23 protein-coding genes are annotated in these 24,915 nt (G+C 73.8%); 10 read left to right on the top strand and 13 right to left on the bottom strand.

The genetic code is table 11. The annotated features are described in order from the left end of the window. Window positions 1-78 precede the first annotated feature (78 nt). Entirely contained in the window at window positions 79-1,824 is a 1,746-nt protein-coding gene (locus tag ACSNN8_RS30445) for a RyR domain-containing protein (RefSeq protein WP_436653403.1), read from the top strand. A gap of 87 nt (window positions 1,825-1,911) precedes the next feature. Here ACSNN8_RS30445 and ACSNN8_RS30440 read toward each other — a convergent pair whose 3' ends face one another. The 5 genes from ACSNN8_RS30440 to ACSNN8_RS30420 form a co-directional block, all read right to left on the bottom strand. Next, window positions 1,912-3,099, bottom strand: a complete 1,188-nt coding sequence (locus tag ACSNN8_RS30440) for a hypothetical protein (protein ID WP_436653401.1) — start codon at window positions 3,097-3,099, stop codon at window positions 1,912-1,914. Between the two features lie 112 nt (window positions 3,100-3,211). Continuing rightward, complete coding sequence (locus tag ACSNN8_RS30435) at window positions 3,212-3,928, bottom strand: SigE family RNA polymerase sigma factor (protein ID WP_436655455.1); 717 nt, start codon at window positions 3,926-3,928, stop codon at window positions 3,212-3,214. Window positions 3,929-4,005: 77 nt separating this feature from the next. Then, a complete protein-coding gene (locus ACSNN8_RS30430) occupies window positions 4,006-4,770 on the bottom strand; it encodes a class I SAM-dependent methyltransferase (RefSeq protein WP_436653400.1) in 765 nt (254 codons plus the stop codon). A 9-nt stretch (window positions 4,771-4,779) separates the two neighbouring features. Further along, window positions 4,780-5,739, bottom strand: coding sequence for a DUF808 domain-containing protein (locus tag ACSNN8_RS30425; RefSeq protein WP_436653398.1), 960 nt, complete (start codon window positions 5,737-5,739; stop codon window positions 4,780-4,782). A gap of 80 nt (window positions 5,740-5,819) precedes the next feature. Next, window positions 5,820-6,506: a TetR/AcrR family transcriptional regulator gene (locus ACSNN8_RS30420; protein ID WP_436653397.1), complete on the bottom strand. Its 687-nt coding sequence runs from the start codon at window positions 6,504-6,506 to the stop codon at window positions 5,820-5,822. Window positions 6,507-6,616: 110 nt separating this feature from the next. Between ACSNN8_RS30420 and ACSNN8_RS30415 the strand changes: the two genes are divergently transcribed. Both ACSNN8_RS30415 and ACSNN8_RS30410 read left to right on the top strand, forming a co-directional pair. Beyond that, window positions 6,617-7,351, top strand: coding sequence for an SDR family oxidoreductase (locus ACSNN8_RS30415; RefSeq protein ID WP_436653395.1), 735 nt, complete (start codon window positions 6,617-6,619; stop codon window positions 7,349-7,351). Further along, window positions 7,351-8,241: an SDR family oxidoreductase gene (locus ACSNN8_RS30410; RefSeq protein WP_436653393.1), complete on the top strand. Its 891-nt coding sequence runs from the start codon at window positions 7,351-7,353 to the stop codon at window positions 8,239-8,241. The genes ACSNN8_RS30415 and ACSNN8_RS30410 overlap by 1 nt, the downstream gene beginning before the upstream one ends. A gap of 33 nt (window positions 8,242-8,274) precedes the next feature. Here the strand turns inward: ACSNN8_RS30410 and ACSNN8_RS30405 are convergent, their stop codons facing one another. Genes ACSNN8_RS30405 through ACSNN8_RS30395 form a run of 3 tightly spaced genes read right to left on the bottom strand, consistent with a single transcriptional unit; the run spans window position 8,275 to window position 10,416 of the window. Then, window positions 8,275-9,450: an RNA polymerase sigma factor gene (locus ACSNN8_RS30405; protein ID WP_436653392.1), complete on the bottom strand. Its 1,176-nt coding sequence runs from the start codon at window positions 9,448-9,450 to the stop codon at window positions 8,275-8,277. Further along, entirely contained in the window at window positions 9,447-9,824 is a 378-nt protein-coding gene (locus tag ACSNN8_RS30400) for a YciI family protein (protein ID WP_436653391.1), read from the bottom strand. The genes ACSNN8_RS30405 and ACSNN8_RS30400 overlap by 4 nt, the downstream gene beginning before the upstream one ends. Before the next feature lie 10 nt (window positions 9,825-9,834). Then, complete coding sequence (locus ACSNN8_RS30395) at window positions 9,835-10,416, bottom strand: dihydrofolate reductase family protein (protein ID WP_436653390.1); 582 nt, start codon at window positions 10,414-10,416, stop codon at window positions 9,835-9,837. A gap of 122 nt (window positions 10,417-10,538) precedes the next feature. On the opposite strand from ACSNN8_RS30395, the gene ACSNN8_RS30390 reads away from it, so the two are divergent. The 7 genes from ACSNN8_RS30390 (at window position 10,539) to ACSNN8_RS30360 (ending at window position 18,485) form a co-directional block, all read left to right on the top strand. Next, window positions 10,539-11,357 (top strand): lysophospholipase, encoded by an 819-nt coding sequence (locus ACSNN8_RS30390; protein ID WP_436653388.1) that lies wholly within the window; start codon window positions 10,539-10,541, stop codon window positions 11,355-11,357. 160 nt (window positions 11,358-11,517) lie between these two features. Continuing rightward, window positions 11,518-12,492: a LysR family transcriptional regulator gene (locus tag ACSNN8_RS30385; protein ID WP_436653386.1), complete on the top strand. Its 975-nt coding sequence runs from the start codon at window positions 11,518-11,520 to the stop codon at window positions 12,490-12,492. Window positions 12,493-12,567: 75 nt separating this feature from the next. Then, entirely contained in the window at window positions 12,568-14,235 is a 1,668-nt protein-coding gene (araB, locus tag ACSNN8_RS30380) for a ribulokinase (RefSeq protein ID WP_436653385.1), read from the top strand. Continuing rightward, window positions 14,232-14,888 (top strand): L-ribulose-5-phosphate 4-epimerase, encoded by a 657-nt coding sequence (locus tag ACSNN8_RS30375; RefSeq protein ID WP_436653384.1) that lies wholly within the window; start codon window positions 14,232-14,234, stop codon window positions 14,886-14,888. The genes araB and ACSNN8_RS30375 overlap by 4 nt, the downstream gene beginning before the upstream one ends. A gap of 10 nt (window positions 14,889-14,898) precedes the next feature. Then, the gene (gene araA / locus ACSNN8_RS30370) at window positions 14,899-16,368 is read left to right on the top strand and encodes an L-arabinose isomerase (RefSeq protein WP_436653383.1); all 1,470 of its coding nucleotides are present in this window, start codon (window positions 14,899-14,901) and stop codon (window positions 16,366-16,368) included. A 157-nt stretch (window positions 16,369-16,525) separates the two neighbouring features. Then, complete coding sequence (locus tag ACSNN8_RS30365) at window positions 16,526-17,824, top strand: hypothetical protein (protein ID WP_436653381.1); 1,299 nt, start codon at window positions 16,526-16,528, stop codon at window positions 17,822-17,824. A 25-nt stretch (window positions 17,825-17,849) separates the two neighbouring features. Then, window positions 17,850-18,485, top strand: a complete 636-nt coding sequence (locus ACSNN8_RS30360) for a hypothetical protein (RefSeq protein WP_436653380.1) — start codon at window positions 17,850-17,852, stop codon at window positions 18,483-18,485. On the opposite strand, the gene ACSNN8_RS30355 is transcribed toward ACSNN8_RS30360, so the two are convergent. From ACSNN8_RS30355 to ACSNN8_RS30335, 5 genes are read right to left on the bottom strand one after another with little or no spacing between them, the layout of a single operon-like run. Next, window positions 18,446-19,273 (bottom strand): carbohydrate ABC transporter permease, encoded by an 828-nt coding sequence (locus ACSNN8_RS30355; RefSeq protein ID WP_436653379.1) that lies wholly within the window; start codon window positions 19,271-19,273, stop codon window positions 18,446-18,448. The genes ACSNN8_RS30360 and ACSNN8_RS30355 overlap by 40 nt on opposite strands. A 3-nt stretch (window positions 19,274-19,276) precedes the next feature. Then, a complete protein-coding gene (locus ACSNN8_RS30350) occupies window positions 19,277-20,212 on the bottom strand; it encodes a carbohydrate ABC transporter permease (RefSeq protein WP_436653377.1) in 936 nt (311 codons plus the stop codon). Between the two features lie 12 nt (window positions 20,213-20,224). Then, the gene (locus tag ACSNN8_RS30345) at window positions 20,225-21,529 is read right to left on the bottom strand and encodes an ABC transporter substrate-binding protein (RefSeq protein WP_436653375.1); all 1,305 of its coding nucleotides are present in this window, start codon (window positions 21,527-21,529) and stop codon (window positions 20,225-20,227) included. Then, entirely contained in the window at window positions 21,526-23,400 is a 1,875-nt protein-coding gene (locus tag ACSNN8_RS30340) for a glycoside hydrolase family 127 protein (RefSeq protein WP_436653373.1), read from the bottom strand. The genes ACSNN8_RS30345 and ACSNN8_RS30340 overlap by 4 nt, the downstream gene beginning before the upstream one ends. Continuing rightward, the gene (locus ACSNN8_RS30335; RefSeq protein ID WP_436653371.1) at window positions 23,400-24,911 is read right to left on the bottom strand and encodes an alpha-N-arabinofuranosidase; all 1,512 of its coding nucleotides are present in this window, start codon (window positions 24,909-24,911) and stop codon (window positions 23,400-23,402) included. Before ACSNN8_RS30335 ends, ACSNN8_RS30340 begins: the two co-directional genes overlap by 1 nt. Window positions 24,912-24,915 lie beyond the last annotated feature (4 nt).

Here is a 24,915-nt window from a genome sequence, read left to right as displayed (position 1 = left end):
TCTGATTCGGACTTCGGGTGATCACGGGCGGACAACCGGTGGATTGGTCGAAACCGGGCGAGGGCCCACGATGGTCGGGTGACGTCAGAGCAGAGCGACGGGCCCGGCCGGGTTTCCTGGATCGCGCGCGGGTTCTTCACGCTGGTCGCCGTCGGCGCCTTCGGGTGCGGCCTGCTGGGCTTCCGGCAGTACCTGCCCGGCCACGACGAGTACGGCCGCGGCTTCCTCGACCTCGTCTACTACAGCCTGCAGCTGTTCGTGCTCGACGCCGCGCCGCTGCAGAACGCCAAGAACCTGCCCGTCCTGCTCCAGGTGGCCCGGTTCGCCGCGCCGGCCGTGACGGCGTACCTCATCCTGCTCGCGGTCCAGGCGCTGATCGCCGGGCGGCTGCGCCAGGGCCGGATCGCGGTCACGGCCGGGCACTCGATCGTCTGCGGGCCGCCCGAGCTCACCGCCCGGCTGGTCCGCCAGATCCTCGGCGAGGCCCGCGGCAAGGTGATCGTGGTCGGTCCCGGCGGCCCGGTGCCGCGCGGGGCGCTGCAGGTGACCGGCGACCCGCGCCGGCCCGCGGTGCTGGCCCGGGCCCGGCTCAGCAGGGCCCGCGAGGTGATCGCCGTGGGGCCGGACAGCGTTCGCAACGCCGAGGTCGCGATCGCGGTGCACACGGTGGACCGGGGCGTCACCTGCTACGCCGAGGCCGAGGACCGCGACCTGTTCGAGGCCGTGATCCGGCAGCGGCTCGGCTCGGGCGAAAGCCGCGTCGACCTGTTCGCCCGCCACGACCGCACCGCGCGCGGGCTGCTCGACTGCCTCCCGCCGTTCCCGCCGGCCGATCCGCGCTCCGCCGTGCTGGTGATCGGCTATGCCGGTCTGGGCCGGGTGCTGGTCGAGCGGCTCCTGCTGTTCTGGGCGGGCGAGACCGGCGCCGGCCGGGTCACGCCGAGCCTGTGCGTGCTCGACCCGGCCGTGCCGGCGGACGCCGTACGGGTGCGCCACGCCGACCCCCGCGGCCGGATCGCCGTCACCGCGCGGACCGCCGACCCGGGCTGGCTGACCTCCGCCGACGACCTGACGGTGCCCGGCTCGGACGGCGCCCCGCGCATCCCCGGCCGGGTGTACGTCTGCCTCGACGACGATGCCGCGGGCATCGCGACCGGCAACGCCGTGCTGCGCCTGCTGGCCGGGCACGACACCACCGTCGTGGTCGCGGTCTCGCGCAGCGGCGTGCTCGGCGAGGCCGCCCTGCGCGAGGCCGAGCACCGCGGCGCGCTGCGGCCTGTGCTGACCCTCGGCCGGGCGCAGCTCGTCCTCGTCAGCGTGCCGCGGACCGCGTACGCCATCTCGGCGATCCGGACCGGCACCAACGAGGCGCTCGCGCGGGCCGTCCACGAGGCGTACGTGCGCAACGAGGAGGCGCTGGGCGAGACCGTCGCGACCAACCCGTCGGTGGTCGCGTGGGCGGACCTGCCGCCGCACCTGCGCGAGTCGAACCGCGAGCAGGCCTGGCACATCGGCCACAAGCTGCGGATGATCGGCTACGCCGCCGTCCCCGCGACCGGCGCCGTCACGCCGGTGACCCTCGCGGACGCCGACGTGGAGATGCTCGCCAAGGTCGAGCACCTGCGCTGGACGACCGAGCGCAGGGCCAAGGGCTGGACCCACGGCGAGCTCCGCGACGACGACCGCAAGCAGCACCCCGACCTCGTCGACTGGGACCGGCTGCCGCCGCGCCGCCAGGAGAAGGACCGCGCCGCCGTCCGCGCGATCCCGTCCTGCCTGGCCGCCGCCGGCCTCACCCTGGTCCCCGCCCCACGCCGGCGCTGACGCCGGCTTCTCCGCCGTCGCCGGCGTCTCCGCGCACCGGCCGGCGCTTCGGCCCCCGGCCGGCGTCTCGGCGCATCGGCCGGGGTCTCAGCGGATCCGCCATGCCGCGGGGCGGACCGTGCCGTCGGCGTTGCTGACCTGCGCCACCAGCAGCCCGGCGTCGGTCAGCTCGACCACCGCGGAGACCGACCAGCCCTCGGGCGCTGCGAGCGCGGTGCGGACCCCCGCCTGCCACAGCGACAGGCGTACGGTGCCGTCCTCGCCCTCCGACCGGATGACCATGCGGCCACCGGAGGCCGCGGCGACCCCGGTGGCCGACCGCTCGCCCTCGGCCAGCGGCACGAGCTGCACCTCGCCGCCGGGCGTCCAGTACGCGGCCTGCTGGTCGACGCGCCCGGCGACGCCGCCGTCGGAGGCCAGCGTGTTCGCCGAGGTCTGCGTGGTGTCGCAGGTGAGGCCGGCGACCGGCTGGCCGGAGGCCGTGGCCCGGCCCAGCACCACGTCGGTGCCGGGCACGCCGCCGACGTGCTTGACCAGCTGGTACGCGATGGTGCCGCCGTCGTTGCTGTAGCCGCTCGCGACGACGCTGCCGTCCGGCAGCACCCGCGAGACGCAGGCGGGGGAGAGCAGGAACGAGCTGACCACCGGGAGCCGCAGCGTCGCGCCGTCGCGCCACAACACCGGACGCGCGGTGATGCCGCGCCCGATGCCGTCGGTCACCCACACCAGCGCGGTGCGGGGACCGCCGACCGAGGCCACCGTACGGCGGTAGCCCGCGTCGAGCTCCGGGGTGCCGCGCAAGGGCGTGCGCGTGCCGTCCCGGGCGACGAGGTCCGACTCGCCCAGGGGCTCCGCGCCGCCGGTGAACACTCCCCAGGGCCCGGTCGGCCCGACCGCGTCGACCCGGATGCCCGGCACGAGCGTGGCGGACCGGCCGCTCACCGACCAGCGCACCGCCCGCGAGGCGCCGCCGACCGTGACCGCGCCGGCCGCTTCGCCGAGATCCGTCACGCCCGCGACCGTGCCGCTCGTGGCGCCCTCGGGCAGCGCGAGCTGGTGCCGCAGCCATCCGCCCCTCGGCGCCCGCGCCCAGCGTTGCGGAAGCCCGTCCGCCGTGCCCGCCACCACCCCGAACGGCGAGACGTCCACCGCCGTGACCGAGGCGACCCCCGCGGGCGCCGGCAACAGCTCACCCCGCAGCGGGGGAGCGGCCGGGGCAGACACGCCCCCGGCAACCAGAAGCGGGACGGCCACGATCGCCAGCGCATTCATCATCAACGATGTCTATCGGACGGCGGGCCGGCTGTCGCATACCGCCAGGCCACCGCCGTGCGGGTGCCTTTGTCGTACGTCAGGTCGCGCCCGATCCCGGGCCGGCCGGCGACAGTCACGCCGAACGCCTTGCCCCACGTGGCGCTCGGCTCCTCGGCGCCGAGCCGCGCCGGGTCGTACACGCCGGCCCGGTAGAAAGTGACGACGCCGTCGCTGAGCGGATAGTCGCGGCCGTCCTCCCCCCGCCAGGTCTGGCCGTCGCGATAGACGGGCAACTCCTGGAGGAGGCGGTCACCTGGCCGACCGGGCCGATCCGGTACTTGCCGGCGCGGTACTCGCCCAGCACCGTGGACCAGCCTTGCGGCAGGGTGAGCAGCGGGGTGGTCGTGTCCGCGCCGGGCAGCAGTTCGGTCACCGACGGCACGGCCCGCAGGGCGTTCAGTCCTCGTGCGGTCTGGCTCTTGACGGTGCCGGTGCGGCAGCCCAGGACCTCGGCCGTCTCCTCGACGCTGAGGCCCTCGAGGAACCTCAGCACCAGGACGGCGCGCTGCCGGGGCGGCACCTGGCTCAGCGCGGCGCGCAGGCGCAGCCGCTCGTCCACCTGCCCCGACTCGTCCGGCCGCGGCACGTCGGGCAACGCGTCCCCGGCCGACCGCTCGCGGCGCCACGGCCGGCGTTTCTCCCCGATCGCGGCGCGCACCACCATGGTGCGGGCGTAGGCGTCCGGCGAGGTCACCCGGTTCCAGCGCAGATACAGCCGCGCGAGCGCACCGGCCACGGCGTCCTCCGCGGCCTGCCAGTCGCCACACGTGACGTACGCCGGCGCGCGCAGCGGCTCGAACCGGACGCGGACGAACCCGCGGAAGAGGGCGACAGGACAGCGCGGGGTTGCACGAAACCGAGAAAAGATCAGGCGGCGCGCAGGACGGCGACGTACTCGGGGTGGTCGCGCAGCGCGGCGGCGAGGTCGGGCTCGCCCGGGCGGGAGGCGGCGACGTCCAGGGCCGCCAGGCGCAGGCCGGTGCCCTCGAGCAGCAGCCGCAGGTCGGCGGGGCTGTAGCAGCGCAGCCGCTGGCTGATGGCGGACTCGGGGTCGGCGGCGGGCCACCACGTGTCGGTGGCGACGGACGTCTCGCGGTCGAACGTGGTGTGCTCGAAGAGCTCGTACGGGTAGCCCTCGTCCGGCCGGGCGGGGCGGTGCTCGCGGTCGCCGTCCCAGCCCGCCCAGACGTACGGGTTGAAGACGTCGATCAGCGCGACGCCGCCGGGCGCCAGCCACTCGCGCGCGATGCGGCGCAGCAGCCGGCGCTGGTCCTCGTCGTCGCCGACCCCGAAGCCGTTCCAATAGCAGACGACGTCGAAACGGCCCCGCGGCCGTACGGCATAGAAGTCGCCCCGGATCACCGTGAGCGCACCGGGCGGCACGCCGGCGGCGAGCCGGGCCGTACGGCCGGCGCGGTCGCTGATCTCGATCGCGGTCACCTCGTGCCCGGCCAGGGCGGCGGCCACCGCCGTCGTGCCGTAGCCGGAGCCCAGCTCGAGCACCCGTCCCGGCCGGTCGCCGGCGTGCGCGCGGATCAGCGCCACCCGGCGGTGGTCCCGGCCGGTGAGCCGCGCCTCGGCATCACCCCACCAGGCGCCGGTGCGCGAGTAGAAACCCGCGACCCAGTCCATGCCGTGACGCTATCTGGCGGCGGGCTCCTCCGGGGTGGCGTGCTCGTCGTCCTTGCCGCGGCGGTGCAGCGTGAACGTCAGCACGGCCACGATGACCGCGCCGATGATCAGGCCGAGGATCGCGCTGAAGAACGTGTTGACCAGCCAGCCGATCAGGCCGCCGAGCGGGCCGGTGGCGTCGTGGGCGGCCTCTTCGGCGTGGTGCACGGCCTCGTAGAGGAAGTGCAGGCCCAGCTCGTCGGTGCCGACCAGGATGATGTGGCCGCCGACCCAGAGCATGGCGGCGGTCCCGACGACGGTGAGCACGGTGAGCACCACGGGCATGGCCTTGACCAGCCCGCGGCCGAACGCGGCGATGCCGCCGGAGCGCCGCGACAGGCTCACGCCGGCGTCGTCCATCTTGACGATGAGCGCCACGACGCCGTACACGCCGACGGTCATGACGAGCGCGACGACGGCCAGGATCGCCAGGCGGGACCAGAACGGCTCGTCGATCACCTCGTTCAGCGTGATGACCATGATCTCGGCCGAGAGGATCAGGTCCGTGCGCACGGCCCCGGAGATCAGCGTCTTCTCGTCCTTGGCCGCCCCGTCCTCGCCGTGGGCGTCGTGGTGGGCGATCTTGGCCCACACCTTCTCGGCGCCCTCGAAGCACAGGTACGCGCCGCCGAGCATGAGGATCGGCGTGAGCAGCCACGGCACGAACTGGCTGAGGATCAGCACGACGGGCAGGATGATCAGGAACTTGTTGCGCAGCGACCCGATCGCGATCCGCCGGATGATCGGCACCTCGCGCTCGGCGGCCAGGCCGTGCACGTACTGCGGGGTGACCGCGGCGTCGTCGATGACCACCCCCGCGGCCTTGGCGCCGGCTTTGGCGGCGGCCGCTCCGACGTCGTCGATCGAGGCGGCGGTGGCGCGGGCCAGCACCGCCACGTCGTCGAGCAGGGCTACGAGTCCACCGGCCAAGGCGAGTCCTTCCAGAGTCGGGCTGCGTCCGTGCCCTCACATTGTGGCAAGGTCCACGGCCGCGGGCTCGGTGCCCCGGCTCAGTCCGGCCGATCGAGGCGGTCGAGCCAGCGGTCGAGCAGGGCGCTCTCCTCGGGCTCGAGCCGGTCGGTCCCGCTCAGCGTGAGCTGGGAGCGCAGCCGGCGGGCCGCGGAGCGTACGGGATCGGGACCGGCCGGCTCGGGAGCGCGGGTGAGCACGGCGGCGAACACCGCGTCCCGGGCCCGGTGCGACAGGCCGGGGTCGTCGTAGCGGCCGGGGTGGGCGATGACGCTGAGCGCCACGCCGGCGTTGACCGGCAGGATCAGCTGGGCGGCCAGCCGCGGCGTGGTCCGCAGCGCGCCGGCGGCCGCGCAGCGCACGAGGGTCGCCTCCAGCAGGTCGAGGACCCGCCCGTGCGCGGCCGTGCCGGAGGCGAACATGAGCTGGTAGAGGGCCGGCTTCTCGAGGGCGAACGCCATGTGGTCGTCCCAGCCGGCGTAGAGGTCGGCGACCGGGTCGTCGGTGACCTCCAGCTCGGCCTTGCGCCGCGCGTACCGGTCGACGCCCGCGTCGGCCACCGCGTGCAGCAGGCCCCGCTTGTCGCCGAACAGCCGGTAGAGGACCGGCTGGGTGACGCCCACCTCCTCGCACACCGCGCGCGTGGCGACGTCGCCGTCCGGGGAGGCGGCCAGCTGCCGCTCCGCCGCCTCGATGAGCGCCGCTCGCACGGCGGTGTCGTCTCGCATGAGAGCAATGATACGACCCAGGGCTAGCGATGATTCGATGCGGGTGCTACGGTCGTCGTATCGGTGAAACGATTTGCCGATAGCGACACTATCGATCTTGAGGAGCAGACATGACCGACCAACGGGTCGCCATCGTCACGGGCGCGTCGCGGGGCATCGGCCGCGCCGTCGCCACCACGCTGGCGGCGGCCGGGCAGGCCGTCGTCGTGGGCTACGCCGGCCACGAGAAGGCCGCGAACGAGGTCGTCGACGAGATCACCGCGGGCGGCGGCCGGGCGGTGGCCGTACGGGCGGACGTGGCCGACGAGCGGGAGGTCGCGGCGCTGTACGACACCGCGGCCGAGGCCTTCGGCGGCGTCGACGTCGTGGTCAACTCGGCCGGCCGCATGACGCTGTCGACGGTCGCCGACCTGGACCTCGACGAGCTCGACGCCATGCACCGCACGAACATCCGCGGCACCTTCGTGGTCGCCCGCGAGGCCGCGCGCCGGCTGCGTCCCGGCGGGGCGATCGTCACGGTCTCCACCTCGGTCGTCGGCCTGCAGTTCCCCACCTACGGCGGCTACGTCGCCAGCAAGAGCGCGGTCGAGGGCCTGACCCTGATCCTGGCCCGCGAGCTGCGCGGCCGCGACATCACGGTGAACACCGTCGCGCCCGGCCCCACCGCCACCGACCTGTTCTTCGAGGGCAAGGACGAGGCGACCATCGAGCGCCTGGCGAAGCAGCCGCCGCTCGAACGGCTCGGCACCCCGGCGGACATCGCGAACGTCGTGGCCTTCCTCGCCGGCCCGGCCGGCCGCTGGGTCAACGGCCAGATCCTGCGGGCGAACGGGGGGATCGTCTGATGGTCGTCCTCGTCACCGGCGCGTCCAGCGGCTTCGGCAAGCTGACCGCCGCCGCGCTGGCCCGCCACGGGCACGTCGTCGTCGCCGGCATGCGCGCCACCGAGGGCCGCAACGCCGCCGCCGTCGAGGAGCTCGACCGGCTGGCCGCCGCCGAGCAGCTCGCGATCTCGGCGGTGGAGCTGGACGTGCAGTCGCAGGGCTCGGCCGACGCCGCGGTCGCCGAGGTGGTGCGCCGCCACGGCCGGCTCGACGTCGTCGTGCACAACGCCGGGCACATGGTGCTCGGCCCGGCCGAGGCGTTCACCCCCGAGCAGCTCGCCGCCGTCTACGACGTCAACGTGCTGGGCGCCCAGCGGGTCAACCGCGCGGCCCTGCCCGTGCTGCGCGAGCAGCGGTCCGGCCTGCTGGTGTGGGTGGGCAGCTCGTCCACCCGCGGCGGCCACCCGCCGTTCCTGGCGCCCTACTTCGCCGCCAAGGCCGCGATGGACGCGCTCGCCGAGAGCTACGCCGCCGAGCTGATCCGGTTCGGCATCGGCACCACTATCGTGGTCCCCGGCGCGTTCACCTCGGGCACCAACCACTTCGCGCACGCCGGGCACCCGGACGACCACGAACGCGAGGCCGCGTACGAGGACCGCTACGGCGAGCTGCGTGCCGGGATCGGCGAGCGGCTGGCCGCCCTCGTGCCGCCCGGCGCCGACGCGCAGCTGGTGGCCGACGAGATCGTCCGGGTCGTCGGGCTGCCCGCCGAGACGCGGCCGTTCCGCACCCACGTGGACCCGAGCCGCGACGGCAGCGAGGTCGTCTCCGCGGTCGCCGACCGCATCCGGTCCGAGTTCTACCACCGCATCGGCATCGAGGACCTGCTGTCCCCGAACGCCGCCCTCTGAGCGCCGAGATGCTCGGCCGCAGCTGACGCGGCCTCACGGCGGCGGGGTCGTGGCCCTCCGGCGCAGGAACGCGGCGACCTCGGGGCTGTCGGCCAGCTCGGCTGCGCGTCGATAGGCGGGGCCGGCGTCGCGGCCGGCCCGGGCGAGCAGGTCGGCCCGGGCCGCCCAGTAGGGCTGGAACTCCTCGGCGCCGGCGGGCAGGGCGGCGAGACCCGCCTCCGGCCCGTGCAGCCGGCCCCGGACGGTCGCCGCCGCCACCCGGGCGCCGAGGCTCGGCGCGACCTTGAGCAGGGCCGCGTAGAGGGTCTCCAGCGCGGCCCAGTCGGTGACCCCGGTGCGGCGGCGGTCGACGTGCACGGCCTGGATGGCGGCCTCCAGCTGGAAGCGTCCCGGCGGCCCGTCCGGGCGTGCCCGGCGCAGGCAGGCCTCGCCCTCGGCCACCAGGTCCGGGTCCCAGGTGGACGGGTCCTGCCCGGCCAGCGGCACGAAGGCGCCCGCGGCCCGGCGGGCCAGCGTCAGCGTCGTCAGCGCTGCCAGGCCCCACGCCTCGGCCTCGGTGTGCAGCAGGCCGGCCAGCGTCACCGCCAGGTACTGGGCCTCGCCCGCCGCCGAGCCGCGGCCGCCGCGCCAGTCGATCGCCGCGCAGCCGTAGACGGCCTCGAGCACCGCGGGCAGCCGCTCGGGCATGGCCCGCCGGTCCGGCACGGCGAACGGGATGCGGGCCTGCTTGATCCGCCGCTTGGCGCGCACCAGCCGCTGCGCCATGGCCGCGGGCGGCACGGCGAACGCCCGCGCCACCTCGGCGGCCTCGAAGCCGAGCACGGTCTGCAGCATCAGCGGCGTGCGGGCGGCCTCCTCGATCGCCGGGTGGGCGCAGACGAACAGCAGTTCCAGGCGTTTGTCCCCGATGGCGTACGGGTCGTGGTCGGCGAGCGGATCCGTGCGGGCGCTGTCGTCCTCGAGCGGCGCCGAGGTGCGCGCGGCGGCCGACTTCCAGGCGTCGCGGCGGCGGTTGCGGGCCACGGTCAGCAGCCATCCCTCCGGGTTGGCGGGCACCCCGTCGCCCGGCCACCGGCGCAGCGCCTCCTCGAACGCGCCGGCCAGCGCGTCCTCGGCCAGGGCCAGGTCCCCGTCCGGCGCCGCGAGCAGGGCGACGAGCCGGCCGTACGAGACCCGGGCGGCCCGTTCCGCCGCCGCGCGCGGGCTCATGCGTTCGGCGTCCAGACCCCGTCCACCGTGTACGTGGCCCCGGGCCGGATCTCCACCGCGCCCCAGTTCACCGGTGGGGCCTGGCGCGCCCACCCGATGGCGGCGTCGAGGTCGGGCACGTCGACGACCACCGTGCCGCCGAGCTGGTCCTTGGTGTCGGCGAACGGGCCGTCCTGCACCTGCAGCCGGCCGTCGCGCACCCGTACGGTGGTGCTCAGCTCGGAGGGCTGCAACACCTCGGCCGCGATCAGCACCCCGGCCGCGTGCAGCGTCGCCGCGTACGCGGAGAACGCCCGCTGGGCCTCGGCCACCACCTCCGCCCCGAGCTCCTCCGGCGTGGCCTCCTGGTAGTGAAACAGCAGCGTGTAGCGCATGTCGTCCCCCTCACCGGACAGCGTACTGAGCGATGATGACGCCGGTCGTGGTGGTGACCGACCGTTCCAGCCGCAGGTCGGCGCGCTCGCCCTCGGCGAACAGCCGGGTGCCCGAGCCGAGCACGATCGGATGCACCTGCAGCACGTACGTGTCGATGAGCCGGGCGGCGTGCAGCGCCCGCACCAGCTCGCCGCTGCCGAGGACGGTCATCCCGTCGCCGCCGTCCGCCTTGCGCTTGCCCACGGTCTCGACCGCCTCGCCGACGAGCAGTTCGGTACGGGGGTACGCCGCCCGCCGGCCGGCCGATCGGGTCACCACCAGCTTCGGCCGGCCGACCAGCACGTCCGTGAACGGGTTCGGCCGCTCGAGGGTGGTCCAGTAGCCGAGCAGGTCCTCGTAGGTGCGGCGGCCGAACAGCAGCGAGCTCGGCTGCGCCATGCCCTCCGCCGCGAAGCTCATCGACACGTCGTCGGCGAACCCGCCGGCCCACCCGCCGTGCGCGAAGCCGTTGCGCGTGTCCTCCCCGGCCCGTCCCGGCCCCTGCATGACCCCGTCGAGTGTGATGCTCTGAAACGCAGTGATGGTCGTCATGGTCCACTCCTCCGCCGGATCACGATGTCGTCGTCATGACGAGCCGGGAAGGGCCCGATCGACAGGTGCGGCGGGAAATTCGACGATCGCACCGGCATGATGGCCCGGAGGAGGCGACAGGCATGACTGACACACGGGACTTCGCGATCGACGGACTGCTCGGACGGCTGGCGGCCCGCGCGTGGGAGGCGGACGAGCCGTCCCACGTCGTCGTGGTCGCGCACGGCTACGGCGAGCACGTCGGGCGGTACGAGCGGCTCGCGCAACGGCTGGTCGCGAGCGGCGCGGCCGTCTACGCGGTGGACCACGTCGGGCACGGGCGCAGCGAGGGCGAGCGGGTGCTCGTGGCGGACTTCGAGGACGTCGTCACCGACCTGCACACGCTGGACGAGACGGCGCGCCGCGAACACCCCGGGCTGCCGGTCGGGCTGCTCGGGCACTCGATGGGCGGGCTGATCGCCGCGCGCTACGCCCAGCGGTACGGGGACACGCTCGCGGCGCTCGTGCTGTCGAGCCCGCTGGTCGGGCGGTGGGAGGCGGCGGCGCAGCTGCTCGCGCTCGACGAGATCCCCGACGTGCCGCTGGACATCACCACACTGTCGCGGGACCCGGCCGTGGGGGAGGCGTACGCCGCCGACCCGCTGGTCTGGCACGGGCCGTTCAAGCGCCCGACCCTGGAGGCGATCGAACGCGGGCTCGAGGCGGTCGCGAACGGGCCGGCGCTGGGCGACCTGCCGCTGATGTGGATCCACGGCGAGGACGACCCGCTGGTGCCGATCGAGGGCTCGCGCGCCGGCATCGGGCACCTGCGCGGGCCGGAGTTCGTCGAGCGGACGTACCCGCAGGCCCGGCACGAGCTGTTCAACGAGCTCGACGCCGACGCCGTGATGACCGAGGTGGCGGACTTCCTGCGGCGCACGGCCGGCAAAGCCCGGGGTTGAACCGCCCGCCGCGGGGAACGCGCCAATCTGCGGGGGTGCCCGAAAAGCGCTGACCCACTTAGTGACGAAAAGTCACCGCTTGACTTCAATGAGTGAAAAGTTAACATTCACGTTACGACGGTGTTAGCGATCACAATAGCAGGCGGGAGGGGCCGGTGGCGTGACGCTGCATGACTCGAACGATGCCCGACGACCGGCGCCGGAGCCGACCGGCGCGTCCCGCATGGAGCTGAGGCAGCTGCGGTACTTCGTCACGCTGGCGGAGGAGCTGCACTTCGGCCGCGCCGCGGCGCGCGAGCACATCGTGCAGTCGGCGCTCAGCCAGCAGGTGCAGCGGCTGGAACGCACGCTGGGTGTCCTGCTCGTCTCGCGCAACACCCGGCACATCGAGCTGACCGAGGCCGGCGTCCGGTTCCTCGCGGAGGCCCGGCAGATCCTGGCCCACCTCGAACGGGCGGCGGCGGCCGCGCAGGGCGCCGGCGACGACGGCCCGGTGCTGCGGATCGGCGTGCTCGACGACGGCTACGGGGCCGTGCGCGCGGCGCTGCACGAGCTGCTCGCGCGGCACCCCGACCTCGAGGTCCGCCTGGTGCACGCCGGCGTCCCCGAGCAGATCCGGTGCCTGCTCGACGGGCGTCTCGACGTCGGCGTCGGACGGGCCTCCGAGGTGCCGCCGGAGATCGCCACCGAGCTGTTCCGGTTCGACCCGCTGGGGGTGCTGGTCCCCGAGGGGCACCGGCTGGAACGGCTCGCGGCGGTGCCGGTGCCGCAGCTGGCCCGCGAATGCCTGCTGCTGCCCGACGAGGCCCAGGCCCCGGAGTCCGTCCGGTTCCTCACCGAGCTCTGCCGCTCCTCGGGGTTCTTCCCGGCCCGCTTCCGCGGCAGCGTGCAGGGCCTGCAGCCCGGCGCCGACCTGGTGGCGGGCGGCCGCTGCCTGATGGTGGTGCCGGAGCCGGCCGCGCCGCTGGCCGGCGTGCGGTGGCGCCCGCTGGTCGAACCCACGCCGCGCTATCCGTGGTCGCTGCTGTGGCGGGCGCACGACGTGCCGCGGCACGTCACCGCGCTGGTCGCGACCGCGCGCCGGCTCGGCCGCCGGGCGGGCTGGGTCACGGCCGACGTGGGGCTCGCGAGCTGACTTATCAGCTCGCGCGATGCGCCCATCTGGATTCGGGCGTTGCTTCGGCGGCTGCCGCGGCGATTGTCTGGCGGGGTGAGCAGCACGCGGGAACCGGTCGTCGTCGGCATCGATTTCGGCACCCTGTCCGGGCGGGCGGTGGTGGTCCGGGTCTCGGACGGCGCCGAGCTCGGCAGCGCCGTCCACGAGTACGGCCACGGCGTCGTCGAGGACGAGCTGCCCGGCGGCGGGCGCAGGCTGCCGCCCGACTGGGCGCTGCAGGTCCCGTCCGACTACGTCGAGGTGCTGCGCACGGCCGTCCCCAAGGCCGTCGCGATGAGCGGGGTGTCCGCGGAGGACGTGGTCGGCGTCGGCACCGACTTCACCGCGTGCACGGTGCTGCCCACGCTGGCCGACGGCACGCCGCTGTGCGAGCTCGACGAGCTGCGCGACCGGCCGCACGCGTACGTGAAGCTCTGGAAACACCACGCCGCCCAGCCGCAGGCCGACCGCATCAACGCGCTGGCGCACGAGCGCGGCGAGCCCTGGATCAACCGGTACGGCGGCCGGCTGTCCTCGGAGTGGGAGCTGGCCAAGGCCCTGCAACTGCTCGAGGAGGACCCGGAGCTGTACGACCGCACGGAACGCTGGGTGGAGGCGGCCGACTGGATCGTCTGGCAGCTGTGCGGCGTCTACGTGCGCAACATCTGCACGGCCGGCTACAAGGCGGTCTACCAGGACGGGCGGTATCCGTCGCGGGAGTTCCTCGGCGCGCTGGACGAGCGGTTCACCGGCTTCTTCGCCGACAAGGTGGAGCAGCCGCTCGCCGAGCTCGGGGCGCGCGCCGGCGGGCTGACCGAGCAGGCGGCCCGGTGGACCGGCCTGCGGCCCGGCATCGCGGTCGCGGTCGGCAACGTGGACGCGCACGTCACGCTGCCCGCGGCGCAGTCGGTGGAGCCCGGCCGGATGCTCATGGTGATGGGCACCTCCACCTGCCACGTGATGAACAGCGAGGCCCTCGGCGAGGTGCCCGGCATGTGCGGGGTCGTGCGCGACGGCATCACCCCCGGTCTGTGGGGGTACGAGGCCGGGCAGAGCGGCGTCGGCGACATCTTCGGCTGGTTCGTGCGCACCGGCGTGCCCGGCGAGTACGCCGAGCGGGCCGCCGCCGCGGGCCAGGACCTGCACCAGTATCTGACCGGCCTCGCCGAGCAGCAGGAGGTCGGCGCGCACGGCCTGATCGCGCTCGACTGGCACAGCGGCAACCGGTCGGTGCTGGTCGACCACGAGCTGTCCGGCCTGATCGTGGGGCTCACGCTGGCCACCCGGCCCGAGGAGATCTACCGGGCGCTGCTGGAGTCCACCGCGTTCGGCACCCGCGTGATCGTCGAGGCGTTCGAGGCGAGCGGCGTGCCCGTGGACGAGCTGGTCGCGGCGGGCGGGCTGCTCAAGAACCGGTTCCTCATGCAGATGTACGCCGATGTGACGCGCCGGCCGCTGTCCGTGCTCTCCTCCGCCCAGGGGCCGGCGCTCGGCTCGGCCATCCACGCGGCCGTGGCCGCCGGGGCGTACCGCGACATCCACGCCGCCTCCGCCGCCATGGGGCACCGGCAGACCGGCGCCTACACGCCCGACGAGCGGCGGGCCGCGGCGTACGACGCGCTCTACGCCGAGTACCGGACGCTGCACGACTACTTCGGGCGCGGCGGCAACGACGTGATGCACCGCCTGCGCCGGATCAGGCGGGAGGCGGGATCGCGATGACGGCGCTCGACGACGTACGGGAAGAGGTCGCCCTGCTGCACAGCGAGCTCGTCCGCTACAACCTGGTCGCGTGGACGGCCGGCAACGTCTCCGGCCGGGTGCCGGGCGAGGACCTGTTCGTCATCAAGCCCAGCGGGGTCGACTACGACCGGATCACCCCGTCCGCCATGATCCTGTGCGACCTGGACGGCGGCGTGGTCGAGGGCGATCTGTCGCCGTCCAGCGACACGGCCGCCCACGCGTACGTCTACCGGGCCCTGCCCGAGGTGGGCGGCGTGGTGCACACCCACTCGCCGTACGCCTCCGCCTGGGCCGCCCGCGGCGAGCCCGTGCCTTGTGTGCTGACCGCCATGGCCGACGAGTTCGGCGGCGACATCCCGGTCGGGCCGTTCGCGATGATCGGCAACGACGACATCGGCCGCGGCATCGTCGAGACGCTGCGCGACTCCCGCTCGCGCGCGGTGCTCATGCGCAACCACGGCGTCTTCACGATCGGGCGCACCGCCCGCGAGGCGGTCAAGGCCGCCGTCATGTGCGAGGACGTCGCCCGCACCGTGCACCTGGCCTGCCAGCTCGGCAAGCCGCTGCCGATCGACCCGGCCGACGTCGACCGGCTCCACGAGCGCTATCAGAACGTGTACGGCCAACGGTGAGGAGTCACCCATGCGGATCTGGTTCCTGACGGGCAGCCAGGGCCTGTACGGCGAGGACGTGCTCGAGCAGGTGCGCCGGCAGTCGCAGGAGATCGCCCGGCAGCTCCCGATGGAGGTGGAGTGGAAGCCGGTGCTCACCGGCGCCACGGCGATCCGCCAGGTGTGCCAGGACGCGAGCCGGGACGACGACTGCGCCGGCGTCATCGCCTGGATGCACACGTTCTCGCCCGCCAAGATGTGGATCGCCGGGCTGTCCGCGCTGCGCAAGCCGCTGCTGCACCTGCACACCCAGGCCAACGTCGAGCTGCCGTGGTCCACCATCGACATGGACTTCATGAACCTCAACCAGGCCGCGCACGGCGACCGCGAGTTCGGCTACATCCAGACCCGCCTCGGCGTGCCCCGCGTCACCGTCGCCGGCCACGTCAGCGACCCGCGCGTCGCCGAGCGGATCGGCGTCTGGGCCCGCGCCGCCACCGCGGTCGTCACCCTGCGCGCCACCCGCCTGGCCCGCTTCGGCGACAACATGCGCGACGTGGCGGTCACCGAGGGCGACAAGGTCGAGGCCGAGCTGCACTTCGGCGTGTCGGTGAACACGTACGGCGTCAACGACCTCGTCGCCGTCGTCGACGACACCTCCGACGCCGACATCGACAAGCTGGTGGCCGAGTACGAGGACGCGTACGACGTCGTGCCCGGCCTGCGCCGCGGCGGCGAGCGCCACGAGTCGCTGCGCTACGGCGCCCGCGTCGAGCTGGGCCTGCGCCGCTTCCTCGACGAGGGCGGCTTCACCGCGTTCACCACCAACTTCGAGGACCTCGGCGGCCTGCGCCAGCTCCCCGGCCTGGCCGTGCAGCGGCTGATGGCCGACGGCTACGGCTTCGGCGGCGAGGGCGACTGGAAGACCTCCGTGCTGCTGCGGGCGTGCAAGATCATGGCCGACGGCCTGCCCGGCGGCACGTCCTTCATGGAGGACTACACCTACCACCTGGCGCCCGGCCGGGAACGCATCCTCGGCGCCCACATGCTCGAGGTCTGCCCCACGATCGCCGCCGGACGGCCCCGCGTGGAGATCCACCCGCTCGGCATCGGCAACCGCGAGGATCCCGTACGCCTGGTCTTCGACGCCGCCCCCGGCCCCGGCGCCGTCGTGGGCATCGCCGACCTGGGCGACCGCTTCCGCCTGGTCGGCAACGAGATCGAGGTCGTCGAGCCCGACGAGCCCCTGCCGCGGCTCCCCGTGGCCCGGGCCGTCTGGCGTCCCCTGCCCGACCTGTACACCTCCACCGAGTCCTGGCTGACCGCCGGCGGTCCCCACCACACCGTCCTGTCGACCGCCCTCACCAGCGCGCACCTGTGGACCTTCGCCGAGCTGACCCGCACCGAGCTGGCCCTCATCGACGGCTCCACCTCCGTGCGGCGTTTCACCCAGGAGCTGCGCTGGAACGACGCTTACTACCGGCTCGCCGCGGGCCTCTGACCACCGTCGGCCGGTGGCGCTGCACTGTGGTGTCGGATCTGCTCCACCAGGCTGGCGGAGCGACAACTGCCGGGATGACGGTGATGGCCGGGCCGGTCGCGCGCCGCGGGAAGTCTCGAGGGCGGGCCGGGGTGAGGCGGCCGCGGGAGGCGAAAGGATGGAACGGGAGACCTGGTCGGCGGTGGTCCTGCTCGCCTTCGTGCCGATAGCCTACGGTGTCAGCCACGCGTGCGGCGTGGTGGTGAGCCGCGCCCTCGAACGCGGTGGCCGGTTCCGCAGCCGTTCGACGGCCTATCTGCTCGGCGCGGTGATCTTCATCCTGGCGTTCGTGCTGTCCGACCTGGTCGGGCAGGCGGGGTTCGGATGGCCGGAGGACGACCGGTCGATCGGTCGATCCGCTGCCCGGGGCGCGCTGATGGTGGGTTTCGCGGTTCCCTGCGGCGCGCTTCTCACGGTGCTCGCGAGGGCGCTGCCGTCCCGGTCGCGCACGGGTCCCGACCTGCGAGCCAACGCCCTGATGGCGGTCCTGTGCAAGGCCGCCGCGCGCCTCGTGCGGGCCGCCGGCGTACTGGCGCCGGTGGGGGTGTGGCTGATCGGCGTCGACAACCGGTGGCGAGCGGGCGCCGCGACGGCCGAGGGTTTCGACCGGGTCGTGGTGGCGTACTGGGCATCGGCCGTGCTGCAGACGCTGCTCGTCTGGGTCGTGGCCCTGGCGTTCTGCGCGATCGGCGCGGCCTGGCTCGAGGGCGTCTCCCGGCAGTTCGCCGTGCCGTTGCGGGCACCACGGGATGCGGTCCTCTACATCCGGCCCTTCGACGAGGAACGGAGGTTGTTCGCGTCGGACCGGACCTTCGAACAGTTCCTCGGCCCTTCGATCGACGAGCGGCTCGGGCCGTTGGTGGCGCTGGGAAACCCGGTCGACCGGGTTCCTCCGCAGGGAGCGGCCCGCGCCTATCCCCGCGACGAGGACTGGCAGGAGGCCCTGATCGAGCTCGCCCGGACGGCAAGGTGCATCGTGGCGGTGACGAGCTCGTCGCCGGCGACGACCTGGGAGTTCCGGCGCATCCGCGAGCTCGGCCTGCAGACCAGGCTGTTCCTCCTGTCACCGCCGCCTGGAGGCCCGGAGACGACGCGGCCCACGCGCCCGATGCCGTGGTTGCGCCGGTTCGCCGGCGCCTATCTCGGCGATGACATCGGGAGCCTGACCCGGCTGGTGGCCCTGCGCGGGCTCCCGAACGTGTGGTCGCCGGCGGCGACGGCGCCCTGGTCGGAGTTCGTCGACGTCCTGCGGTCCTGCGGCTACCGTGTCGGCATGGAGCAGCCCGCTCCCGGCGCCGTTCTGACGTTCGACGATGAGGCGACAGCCGTGGTTCTGCGGGCCGGCGCGATCGGGGCGGACGACTTCCTGGAGCCGATCCTCCGGGCGCTCCGGCCGGGCCGGCTGGACGCCGCCTGAGGCCCGGCCCGGGGATGATGGTCCGGTGGGTGGGCGGGTGTTGTGGATCGGCGGGTCGCCGTGTTCGGGCAAGAGCACGGTCGCGGCGGCGATCGCCGCCCGGTGGGGCGCGTCGGTCTACTCGTGTGACGACGCCTTCGACCGGCACGTCGCGCAGGCGGGCGCGGCCGGGCCGACTCTGCGGAGGGTGGCCGGCATGAGCGCCGGGGACCGGCTCCGGCGGCCGATCGCAGTGCAGGTCGGGGACGTGTTCGGCCTCTACCGGGAGGAGTTCCCGCTGATCGAGGCCGACCTTGCGGGCCTGCCGGGCCCGGTGGTGGCCGAGGGGGCGGCGTTGCTGCCCGAGCTGGTAGCGGCTCGCGGAGTCCCGCCGGAGCGGGCGGTGTGGCTGGTGCCCACCGAGCGGTTCCAGCGGGAGCACTACGCCCGGCGGCGCTGGGCATGGTCGCTGCTCGGCGAGGAGCAGCAGCCGGAGGTGCTGTTCGAGCGGTGGATGTGCCGCGACGCGCGGTTCGCGTCGGTGGTGGCGGGGCAGGCCCGCGAACGGGGATACCGGGTCGTGGTCGTCGACGGCTCGCTCGGCGTCGGCGCGACGATCGAGGCCGTCGCCGAGGTGATGGCTCAGCCCTTGACGGCGCCCGCGGAGAGGCCCGCCACGTAGTAGCGCTGCAGAGCCACGAACAACACCACGCAGGGAATCATGGCGATGACAGCGCCGGCGGCGAGGAGGCCGTAGTCGATGGTGCCGTAGGCGCCCTGCTGGAGGTTGAGCAGGGCCACGGGCAGGGTGTAGAGGTCCTCGCGGGTCAAGAAGGTCAGCGCGCCCAGGAACTCGGTCCAGGAGGCCAGGAACGCGTACAGCGCGGTGGTGGCCATGCCGGGCACCACGAGCGGGCGCAGCACCCGGGTGAGCGTCCGGATCGGACCGGCGCCGTCGACGCTGGCGGCGTCCTCCAGCTCGCCGGGCACCGAGGCGAAGGCGGTGCGCATGACGAAGACGCCGAACGGCAGGTTGACGGTGGTGTAGAACAGCACGAGCCCGAACAGGTTGTCGGTGAGGCGCAGCGTGTTGAGCTCGAGGAACAGCGGCGTCAGGATGGCCTGGAACGGGATCATGAGGGTGACCAGGATGAGCCCGAAGGCGATACCGGAGCCGCGGAACCGGAAGCGCCCGAAGCCGTAGCCGGCCGCGGTGGCGAGCAGGGCGGTGAGCGCGGCGGTGCCGAGCGAGACGAGCAGGCTGTTGAGGATCGCCCGCGGGATGGTGCCGACGGCCGAGATGTTGCGGAAGTTGCCGGTCGTCAGGTCGAACACGGTCGAGCTGTCGGGCGGCGCGGTGATGACGGCGTTGGGCTGCAGCGAGCGCAGCAGCGCCCACGCCAGCGGCGTCACGAAGACCACCAGCGACAGCACGGCCGCCACCGCGTACAGGAAGGTGCGGGTTCGCATGGCTCAGTCCCTCTCGCGCAGCAGCCAGAACTGTGCGGCGCTGATCAGGCCGACGACGACCACGAGCGCGACCGACAGGGCGGTGGCCGCCCCGACCTGCAGCTGGACGAAGGCGCGCTGGTAGATGTACATGACCACCGGCGTGGTCTCGCGGCCCGGACCGCCCTGGGTGAGGATGAAGAACTGCGTGAACGCCAGGAACGACCCGATCACCGACAGGATCAGGCTCATCGCGATCGTGCGCCGCATCATCGGGATCGTGATGTGCCATTCGCGCTGCCACCAGCCGGCGCCCTCGGTCTCGGCGGACTCGTACGTCTCGGGCGGGATCGCCTGCATGCCCGAGAGCAGCAGCACCATCGTCAGGCCGGAGACACCCCAGATCACCAGCACGCTGATCAGCCCGGTGGCCAGCGGCGCGTCGACGAGCCAGGCGGTGCTGCCGTCGGTGAGGCCGAGCCCGCGCAGCACGGCGTTGATGGCGCCGCTGTCCGGCTGGGCCTCGAGCACGGCGATGAAGCTCAAGGTGCTCAGGCCGATGACGTACGGCAGGAAGAAGATCGTCCGCAGCAAGGTGGAGCCGCGCCGCCGGCCGCGCACGACCACCGCCATGGCATAGCCGACCAGCAGGATCGGCACGGTGACGATGGCGGTGTAGAGCAGCGTGTAGAGCACCGACTGGCCGAACGCGGTGTCGCGGAACATCGCCGCGTAGTTGTCCAGGCCGACGAAGTCGTACGAGCCGATCAGCGGCCAGTTCGTCAGCGAGATGTAGACCGCGAACACCAATGGCAGCAGGACGAACGCGATCACGAACGCCAGCGCGGGCGTGACCATCGTCCACGCGACCCGGGTGGGGTGGGTCAGCGAGCCACGCCGGCGTCGCGGTGGTGCGGTTGCGGCCGCCGGGGCGCGTGTCGTGGCTTCGGACAGGGCCATGGTGTGCTCACCTCACAACTGCGCCTGTTCCAGGATGCGGTCGAAGCCCGCCTGTCCCTCGGCCAGTGCGCCGTCGAGGTCACCGTCGAACGTGGCGCGCCGGAACATCGCGATGAACGGGCTGTCGGGCTGGTTGAACAGCAGGTTGTAGGCCAGCGTGGGCGGGGCGTAGCCGCGTTCGAGCCGGTCGAGCGGCGCCACTGCCTGCGGGAACTCGCGGCGGAACTCGGGGGTCGCCACGTCGGAGCGCACCGGCGTGTACCCGCCGCTGGGCAGCGCCGCCTGCTGCGCCAGGTCGAGCGCGAACTTCACGAACTCCCAGCCGCCCGACGCGTTCCCTGCGCCGCGCGGGATGGCGAAGTTGTCGCCGCCGGCGAAGAACGCCTGCCCGCCGTCGGGCCCGGCCAGCAGCGCCACCCCGGTACGTTCGCGCATCTTCTCGTCGGCGTTCAGCACCGCGACCGCGTAGTTGGCCGGGAACAGCCCGACCTTCCCGGCGCGGAAGTCGCTGCCCCAGGCGGCCGCGATGTCGGCGAAGTTGGGCCGCGGCAGCAGGTTCTCGCGCCACAGCGTCCGATAGAGCTCGAGCGTGCGGCGCAGGGCCGGGTTGCCGGCGATGTTGCCACGCTGGGCGCCGACCTCGCCGGCGATCAGGCGCTGGTCGGTGGCCCACACGTGCGGCTGCACGACGAAGCCGAGCACGCCGGGGGAGTTGCCGGCGATCGTCCAGCCGTACACGTCCGGGCCGAGCGCGCGGACCCGCCGGGCGGCCTCGAGGTAGCCGTCGAAGCCGGTCAGCGACCGCTCGTCGACACCGGCACGCTGCAGCAGGTCGCGGTTGTAGAACAGCGCCGAGTTGTCGGCGAGGAACGGCACGGCGTACGCCCGTCCGCCGCGGGTCGCCAGGCGCAGGTGCCCGGAGCTGAGCGCGTCGCGGTACGGCAGCGCGTCGATCAGCGGCGTCAGGTCGGTGAACGCGTCGCGGAACAGGAACAGCATCGAGTTGATGTCGTCGATGTCCACGACGTCGGGCACCCGGCGGCCGCGGATCGCGGTGGCCAGCTTGGTGACGTACTGGCTGTCGAGCACCGGCGTGAGCTCGACGCGCAGCCGGCGCTGCGACCGGTTGAAGCGGTCGACGATCACCTCCGCGCCGGTCCGGGTCGCGGACCGGCACCACAGCCGTACGGTGCCGGTCGCGCCCTCGCCGAAGCCGGCGGCCGTGACGTCCGGTTCCGGCAGCGTCGCCCCGCAGGCCGGCAGCAGCGCGCCCGCCGCGCCGACGCCGGCCAGCTTCAGCACGCCCCGCCGGTTCATCGCGGCAACCACACCCGCATCGGGCCGATGTCGCGGTTCGCCCAGGCGAAGTACGGGATGGCGGTCAGCCGCACCGCCCCGCCGGAGCCCGCCGCGGCGGCCCCGTACGGCCACGGCTCGGGCTCGTGGCGCCGCGCCCAGCCGGGAACCGTGACGACGGTGACGCCGCCCAGCAGGTAGGGCCGGTGCTCCGCGGTGAGCTCGCCCTCCGGGTCGGCGCGCACGTCGTCGACCGTGACGCCGTCGGGCTGGTCCACCTGCTCCAAGGCGTACACCAGTGGGCCGCGCTCGAAGGCGACGCAGTCGCGGACGGCGTCGATGCGCTCGTCGGCGGCCACCACCCGCACGTCCATCGGCAGCACCAGCTCGGCGACGTCGCCCGCCTGCCAGGTGCGGCGGACGGTGGCGTACGCGCCGGGGCCGGCCGGCTGCTGCTCGCCCGCCACGGTCAGCGTCGCGCCCCGCGCCCAGCCCGGCACGCGCAGCGCGAGCGTCCACTCGCCGTCCGGCGTCTCGTCGACCCGCACCCGGATCCGGCCGTCCCACGGGTACTCCGTCTCGACGCTCAGCCGCCTGCCGTCCGCGCTGATCTCGCTCGGCGCGTACAGGTGCAGCTGCACGCCGTCGTCGTCGGTAGTGGCCAGGTAGCTGTCCAGGCTCGCCAGCGTCCGCATCACGTTGGGCGGGCAGCAGGCGCAGTCGAACCAGCCGCGCCGGCCGTGCGCGGGGCTGCGGTTCTCGTCGGCGTGCGCGCCCGAGCGCAGCTGCAGCGGGTTGACGTAGAAGTACTCGCCACCGCTCAGCGAGACGCCCGCGGCGAAGCCGTTGTGCAGCATCCGCTCGGCCACGTCGGCGTAGAGCGCGTCGCCGGTGGCCAGCAGCATCCGCCAGGCCCAGTGCACGCCGCCGACGGCCGCGCAGGTCTCCGCGTACGCCCGGTCGGGCGGCAGCTCGTACGGGTCGCCGAACGACTCGCGGTCCCAGCGCGAGCCGAGCCCGCCGGTGAGGTACGTCTTGGTGGCGAGCATGTCGGCGAACTGCCGGGTGAGCGCATCGAGCAGCTCCTCGTCCTGCAGCTCGACGGCCACGTCGGCGGCGCCCGCGCCCAGGTAGACCGCGCGCACGGCGTGCCCCTCGACGGTGGTCTGCTCGCGCACCGGCACCCGGTCGGAGAAGTACGTGGGCTCCTCGCCGTACCCGGCCATCAGCCCGTGGCCGCGGGCGTCGACGAAGTAGCGCGCCAGCTCCAGATAGGACCGGTTGCCGGTCTCGCGGAACAGCTCGACCAGTGCCGTCTCGACCTCGGGGTGCCCGTCGACGTCGTGCCGCTTGTCCTCGCCGAAGGTCGCCACGAGGTGGTCGGCGAACCGGGTCGCGACATCGAGCAGCGCGCGGTCGCCGGTCGAGCGCACCTGGGCGACCGCGGCCTGGAACAGGTGCCCCGCGCAGTAGTGCTCGTGGCTCCACGGCAGGTTGTGGTAGCGCCCCTTGCCTTCGGCCTTGACCACCGAGCTCAGGTAGCCGTCGGGCTCCTGCGCGGCGGCGACCACGGCGGTGATCTCGCGCTGGGCCCGCAGCAGCTCGTCGGAGGGCCGGCGGGCGTACTCCCACGCGGCCGCCTCCAGCCACTTGTAGACGTCGGAGTCCATGAAGATCAGCCCGCGGGTCCCGCCCTCCCGCTCCCCGGCGGCGATCCGCAGGTTGTCCAGGTTGCCGGCCTTCTCCAGCCGTTCCGGCCCCGAGGCGATCGCCGACTCGCGGTTGGCCTGCTGTCGGGCGGCCCAGAACCCGCCGGTGATGCGGGCGGAGCCGGACGGCACGGGACGCAGCCGGCCGAGGGCCCCGGCGGTGGGCAGAAGCGGGCCGGACATCACGCCGTCCGTCCGGTGAGGCGGATCAGGTTCCACGACAGCGGCGGCAGCTCCACCTGCAGGCGCCCGCCGTCCGGCCGGGGCTCGGCAAGGCGTCGGGGGGCGACGCGGTCGGGGTTGTCGCGGTCGTTGACGGCGTCCGGGTCGTCGTCGGCGATCGCCACGTGCTCGCCGCCGGTCAGGTGCGGCAGCGCCCGCAGGTCGACGTCGACGGTCATCGGCTCGTGCTGGTCGCGGTTGACGGCGAACAGCGCCAGGCCCTCGTCGTCGTCCTGGAGCACGGCCACGGCGTCGAGCAGCGGCACCTCGCCGTGCACCGCCGTCTCGTGGGTGGGCGACTGGGCCTCCAGCCGCAGCACGGTGCCGCGGCCGTGGCGCGAGGTCAGGGCGTACGGGTGGTAGATGCTCTGCCGCCACGCCGGCCCGCCCGTCGCCGTCATGATCGGCGCGATCACGTTCACGAGCTGGGCCTGGCAGCCGATCTTCACCCGGTCGGCGTGGCGCAGCAGGCTGATCAGCAGGTTGCCGACCACGACCGCGTCGGTGACCGAGTACACGTCCTCGAGCAGCGCGGGCGCCTCGGCGATCGGCAGGTTCTCCTCGCCGGGGAAGCGGCTCTGGTACCAGACGTTCCACTCGTCGAACGCGATGGTCAGCCGCTTGGAGTGCCGCCCCACCGCGCGCACGTGGTCGGCCGTCGCGACGATCGCGTCGATGAACCGGTCCATGTCCACGGCCGCGGCCAGGAAGCTGTCCCGGTCGTCGCCGTGCTGCTGGTAGTAGCTGTGCATCGAGATGTGGTCGACGGTGTCGTACGCCTCGGTGAGCGCGATCCGCTCCCAGGTGCCGAAGGTGGGCATCCGGCTGTGCGAGCTGCCCGAGATGACCAGCTCGATGCCCGGGTCCACGAGCCGCATCGCCTTGCCCGTCTCGGCCGCGAGCCGCCCGTACTCCAGGGCGTTCTTGTGGCCGATCTGCCAGGGCCCGTCCATCTCGTTGCCGAGGCACCAGACCTTGATCCCGTACGGGTCCTTGGCCCCGTTGGCCCGGCGGCGGTCCGACCACGCCGTGCCCGACGGGTGGTTGCAGTACTCGATGAAGGCCCGCGCCGCGTCGATCCCGCGGGTGCCCAGGTTGACGGCCATCATCGTCTCGGCGTCCACCTGCGCGGCCCAGCGCTGGAACTCGTCGACGCCGACGTGGTTGGTCTCCAGCGACCGCCAGGCCAGGTCGATGCGGGTGGGCCGCTCGGACACCGGCCCGATGCCGTCCTCCCAGTCGTACGCCGAGACGAAGTTGCCGCCGGGGTAGCGGACGATCGGCACGTTGATGCCGCGGACCAGCTCGACGACGTCCTGCCGGAACCCGTCCGCGTCGGCCGTGGGGTGACCCGGCTCGTAGATGCCGGTGTAGACGCAGCGGCCCAGGTGCTCCACGAAGGAGCCGTACAGCCGCGGGTCGACGGCGCCGATCCGGAACGCGGGGTCCACGGTGAGCGATGCAGAGTGCACGACT

It is taken from the genome of Actinoplanes sp. URMC 104 (assembly GCF_051386375.1).
Lineage (GTDB): Bacteria > Actinomycetota > Actinomycetes > Mycobacteriales > Micromonosporaceae > Actinoplanes.
This window is presented reverse-complemented; position numbering and strand designations above follow the sequence as displayed.

What these genes read in the sequence shown, in the direction of transcription:
- ACSNN8_RS30440 (WP_436653401.1), bottom strand. Translation starts at nt 3,099, where the DNA reads ATGATGAATGCGCTGGCGATCGTGGCCGTCCCGCTTCTGGTTGCCGGG.
- ACSNN8_RS30430 (WP_436653400.1), bottom strand. Translation starts at nt 4,770, where the DNA reads ATGGACTGGGTCGCGGGTTTCTACTCGCGCACCGGCGCCTGGTGGGGT.
- ACSNN8_RS30420 (WP_436653397.1), bottom strand. Translation starts at nt 6,506, where the DNA reads ATGCGAGACGACACCGCCGTGCGAGCGGCGCTCATCGAGGCGGCGGAG.
- ACSNN8_RS30415 (WP_436653395.1), top strand. Translation starts at nt 6,617, where the DNA reads ATGACCGACCAACGGGTCGCCATCGTCACGGGCGCGTCGCGGGGCATC.
- ACSNN8_RS30410 (WP_436653393.1), top strand. Translation starts at nt 7,351, where the DNA reads ATGGTCGTCCTCGTCACCGGCGCGTCCAGCGGCTTCGGCAAGCTGACC.
- ACSNN8_RS30405 (WP_436653392.1), bottom strand. Translation starts at nt 9,450, where the DNA reads ATGAGCCCGCGCGCGGCGGCGGAACGGGCCGCCCGGGTCTCGTACGGC.
- ACSNN8_RS30400 (WP_436653391.1), bottom strand. Translation starts at nt 9,824, where the DNA reads ATGCGCTACACGCTGCTGTTTCACTACCAGGAGGCCACGCCGGAGGAG.
- ACSNN8_RS30395 (WP_436653390.1), bottom strand. Translation starts at nt 10,416, where the DNA reads ATGACGACCATCACTGCGTTTCAGAGCATCACACTCGACGGGGTCATG.
- ACSNN8_RS30390 (WP_436653388.1), top strand. Translation starts at nt 10,539, where the DNA reads ATGACTGACACACGGGACTTCGCGATCGACGGACTGCTCGGACGGCTG.
- ACSNN8_RS30375 (WP_436653384.1), top strand. Translation starts at nt 14,232, where the DNA reads ATGACGGCGCTCGACGACGTACGGGAAGAGGTCGCCCTGCTGCACAGC.
- araA (WP_436653383.1), top strand. Translation starts at nt 14,899, where the DNA reads ATGCGGATCTGGTTCCTGACGGGCAGCCAGGGCCTGTACGGCGAGGAC.
- ACSNN8_RS30365 (WP_436653381.1), top strand. Translation starts at nt 16,526, where the DNA reads ATGGAACGGGAGACCTGGTCGGCGGTGGTCCTGCTCGCCTTCGTGCCG.
- ACSNN8_RS30355 (WP_436653379.1), bottom strand. Translation starts at nt 19,273, where the DNA reads ATGCGAACCCGCACCTTCCTGTACGCGGTGGCGGCCGTGCTGTCGCTG.
- ACSNN8_RS30350 (WP_436653377.1), bottom strand. Translation starts at nt 20,212, where the DNA reads ATGGCCCTGTCCGAAGCCACGACACGCGCCCCGGCGGCCGCAACCGCA.
- ACSNN8_RS30345 (WP_436653375.1), bottom strand. Translation starts at nt 21,529, where the DNA reads ATGAACCGGCGGGGCGTGCTGAAGCTGGCCGGCGTCGGCGCGGCGGGC.
- ACSNN8_RS30340 (WP_436653373.1), bottom strand. Translation starts at nt 23,400, where the DNA reads ATGTCCGGCCCGCTTCTGCCCACCGCCGGGGCCCTCGGCCGGCTGCGT.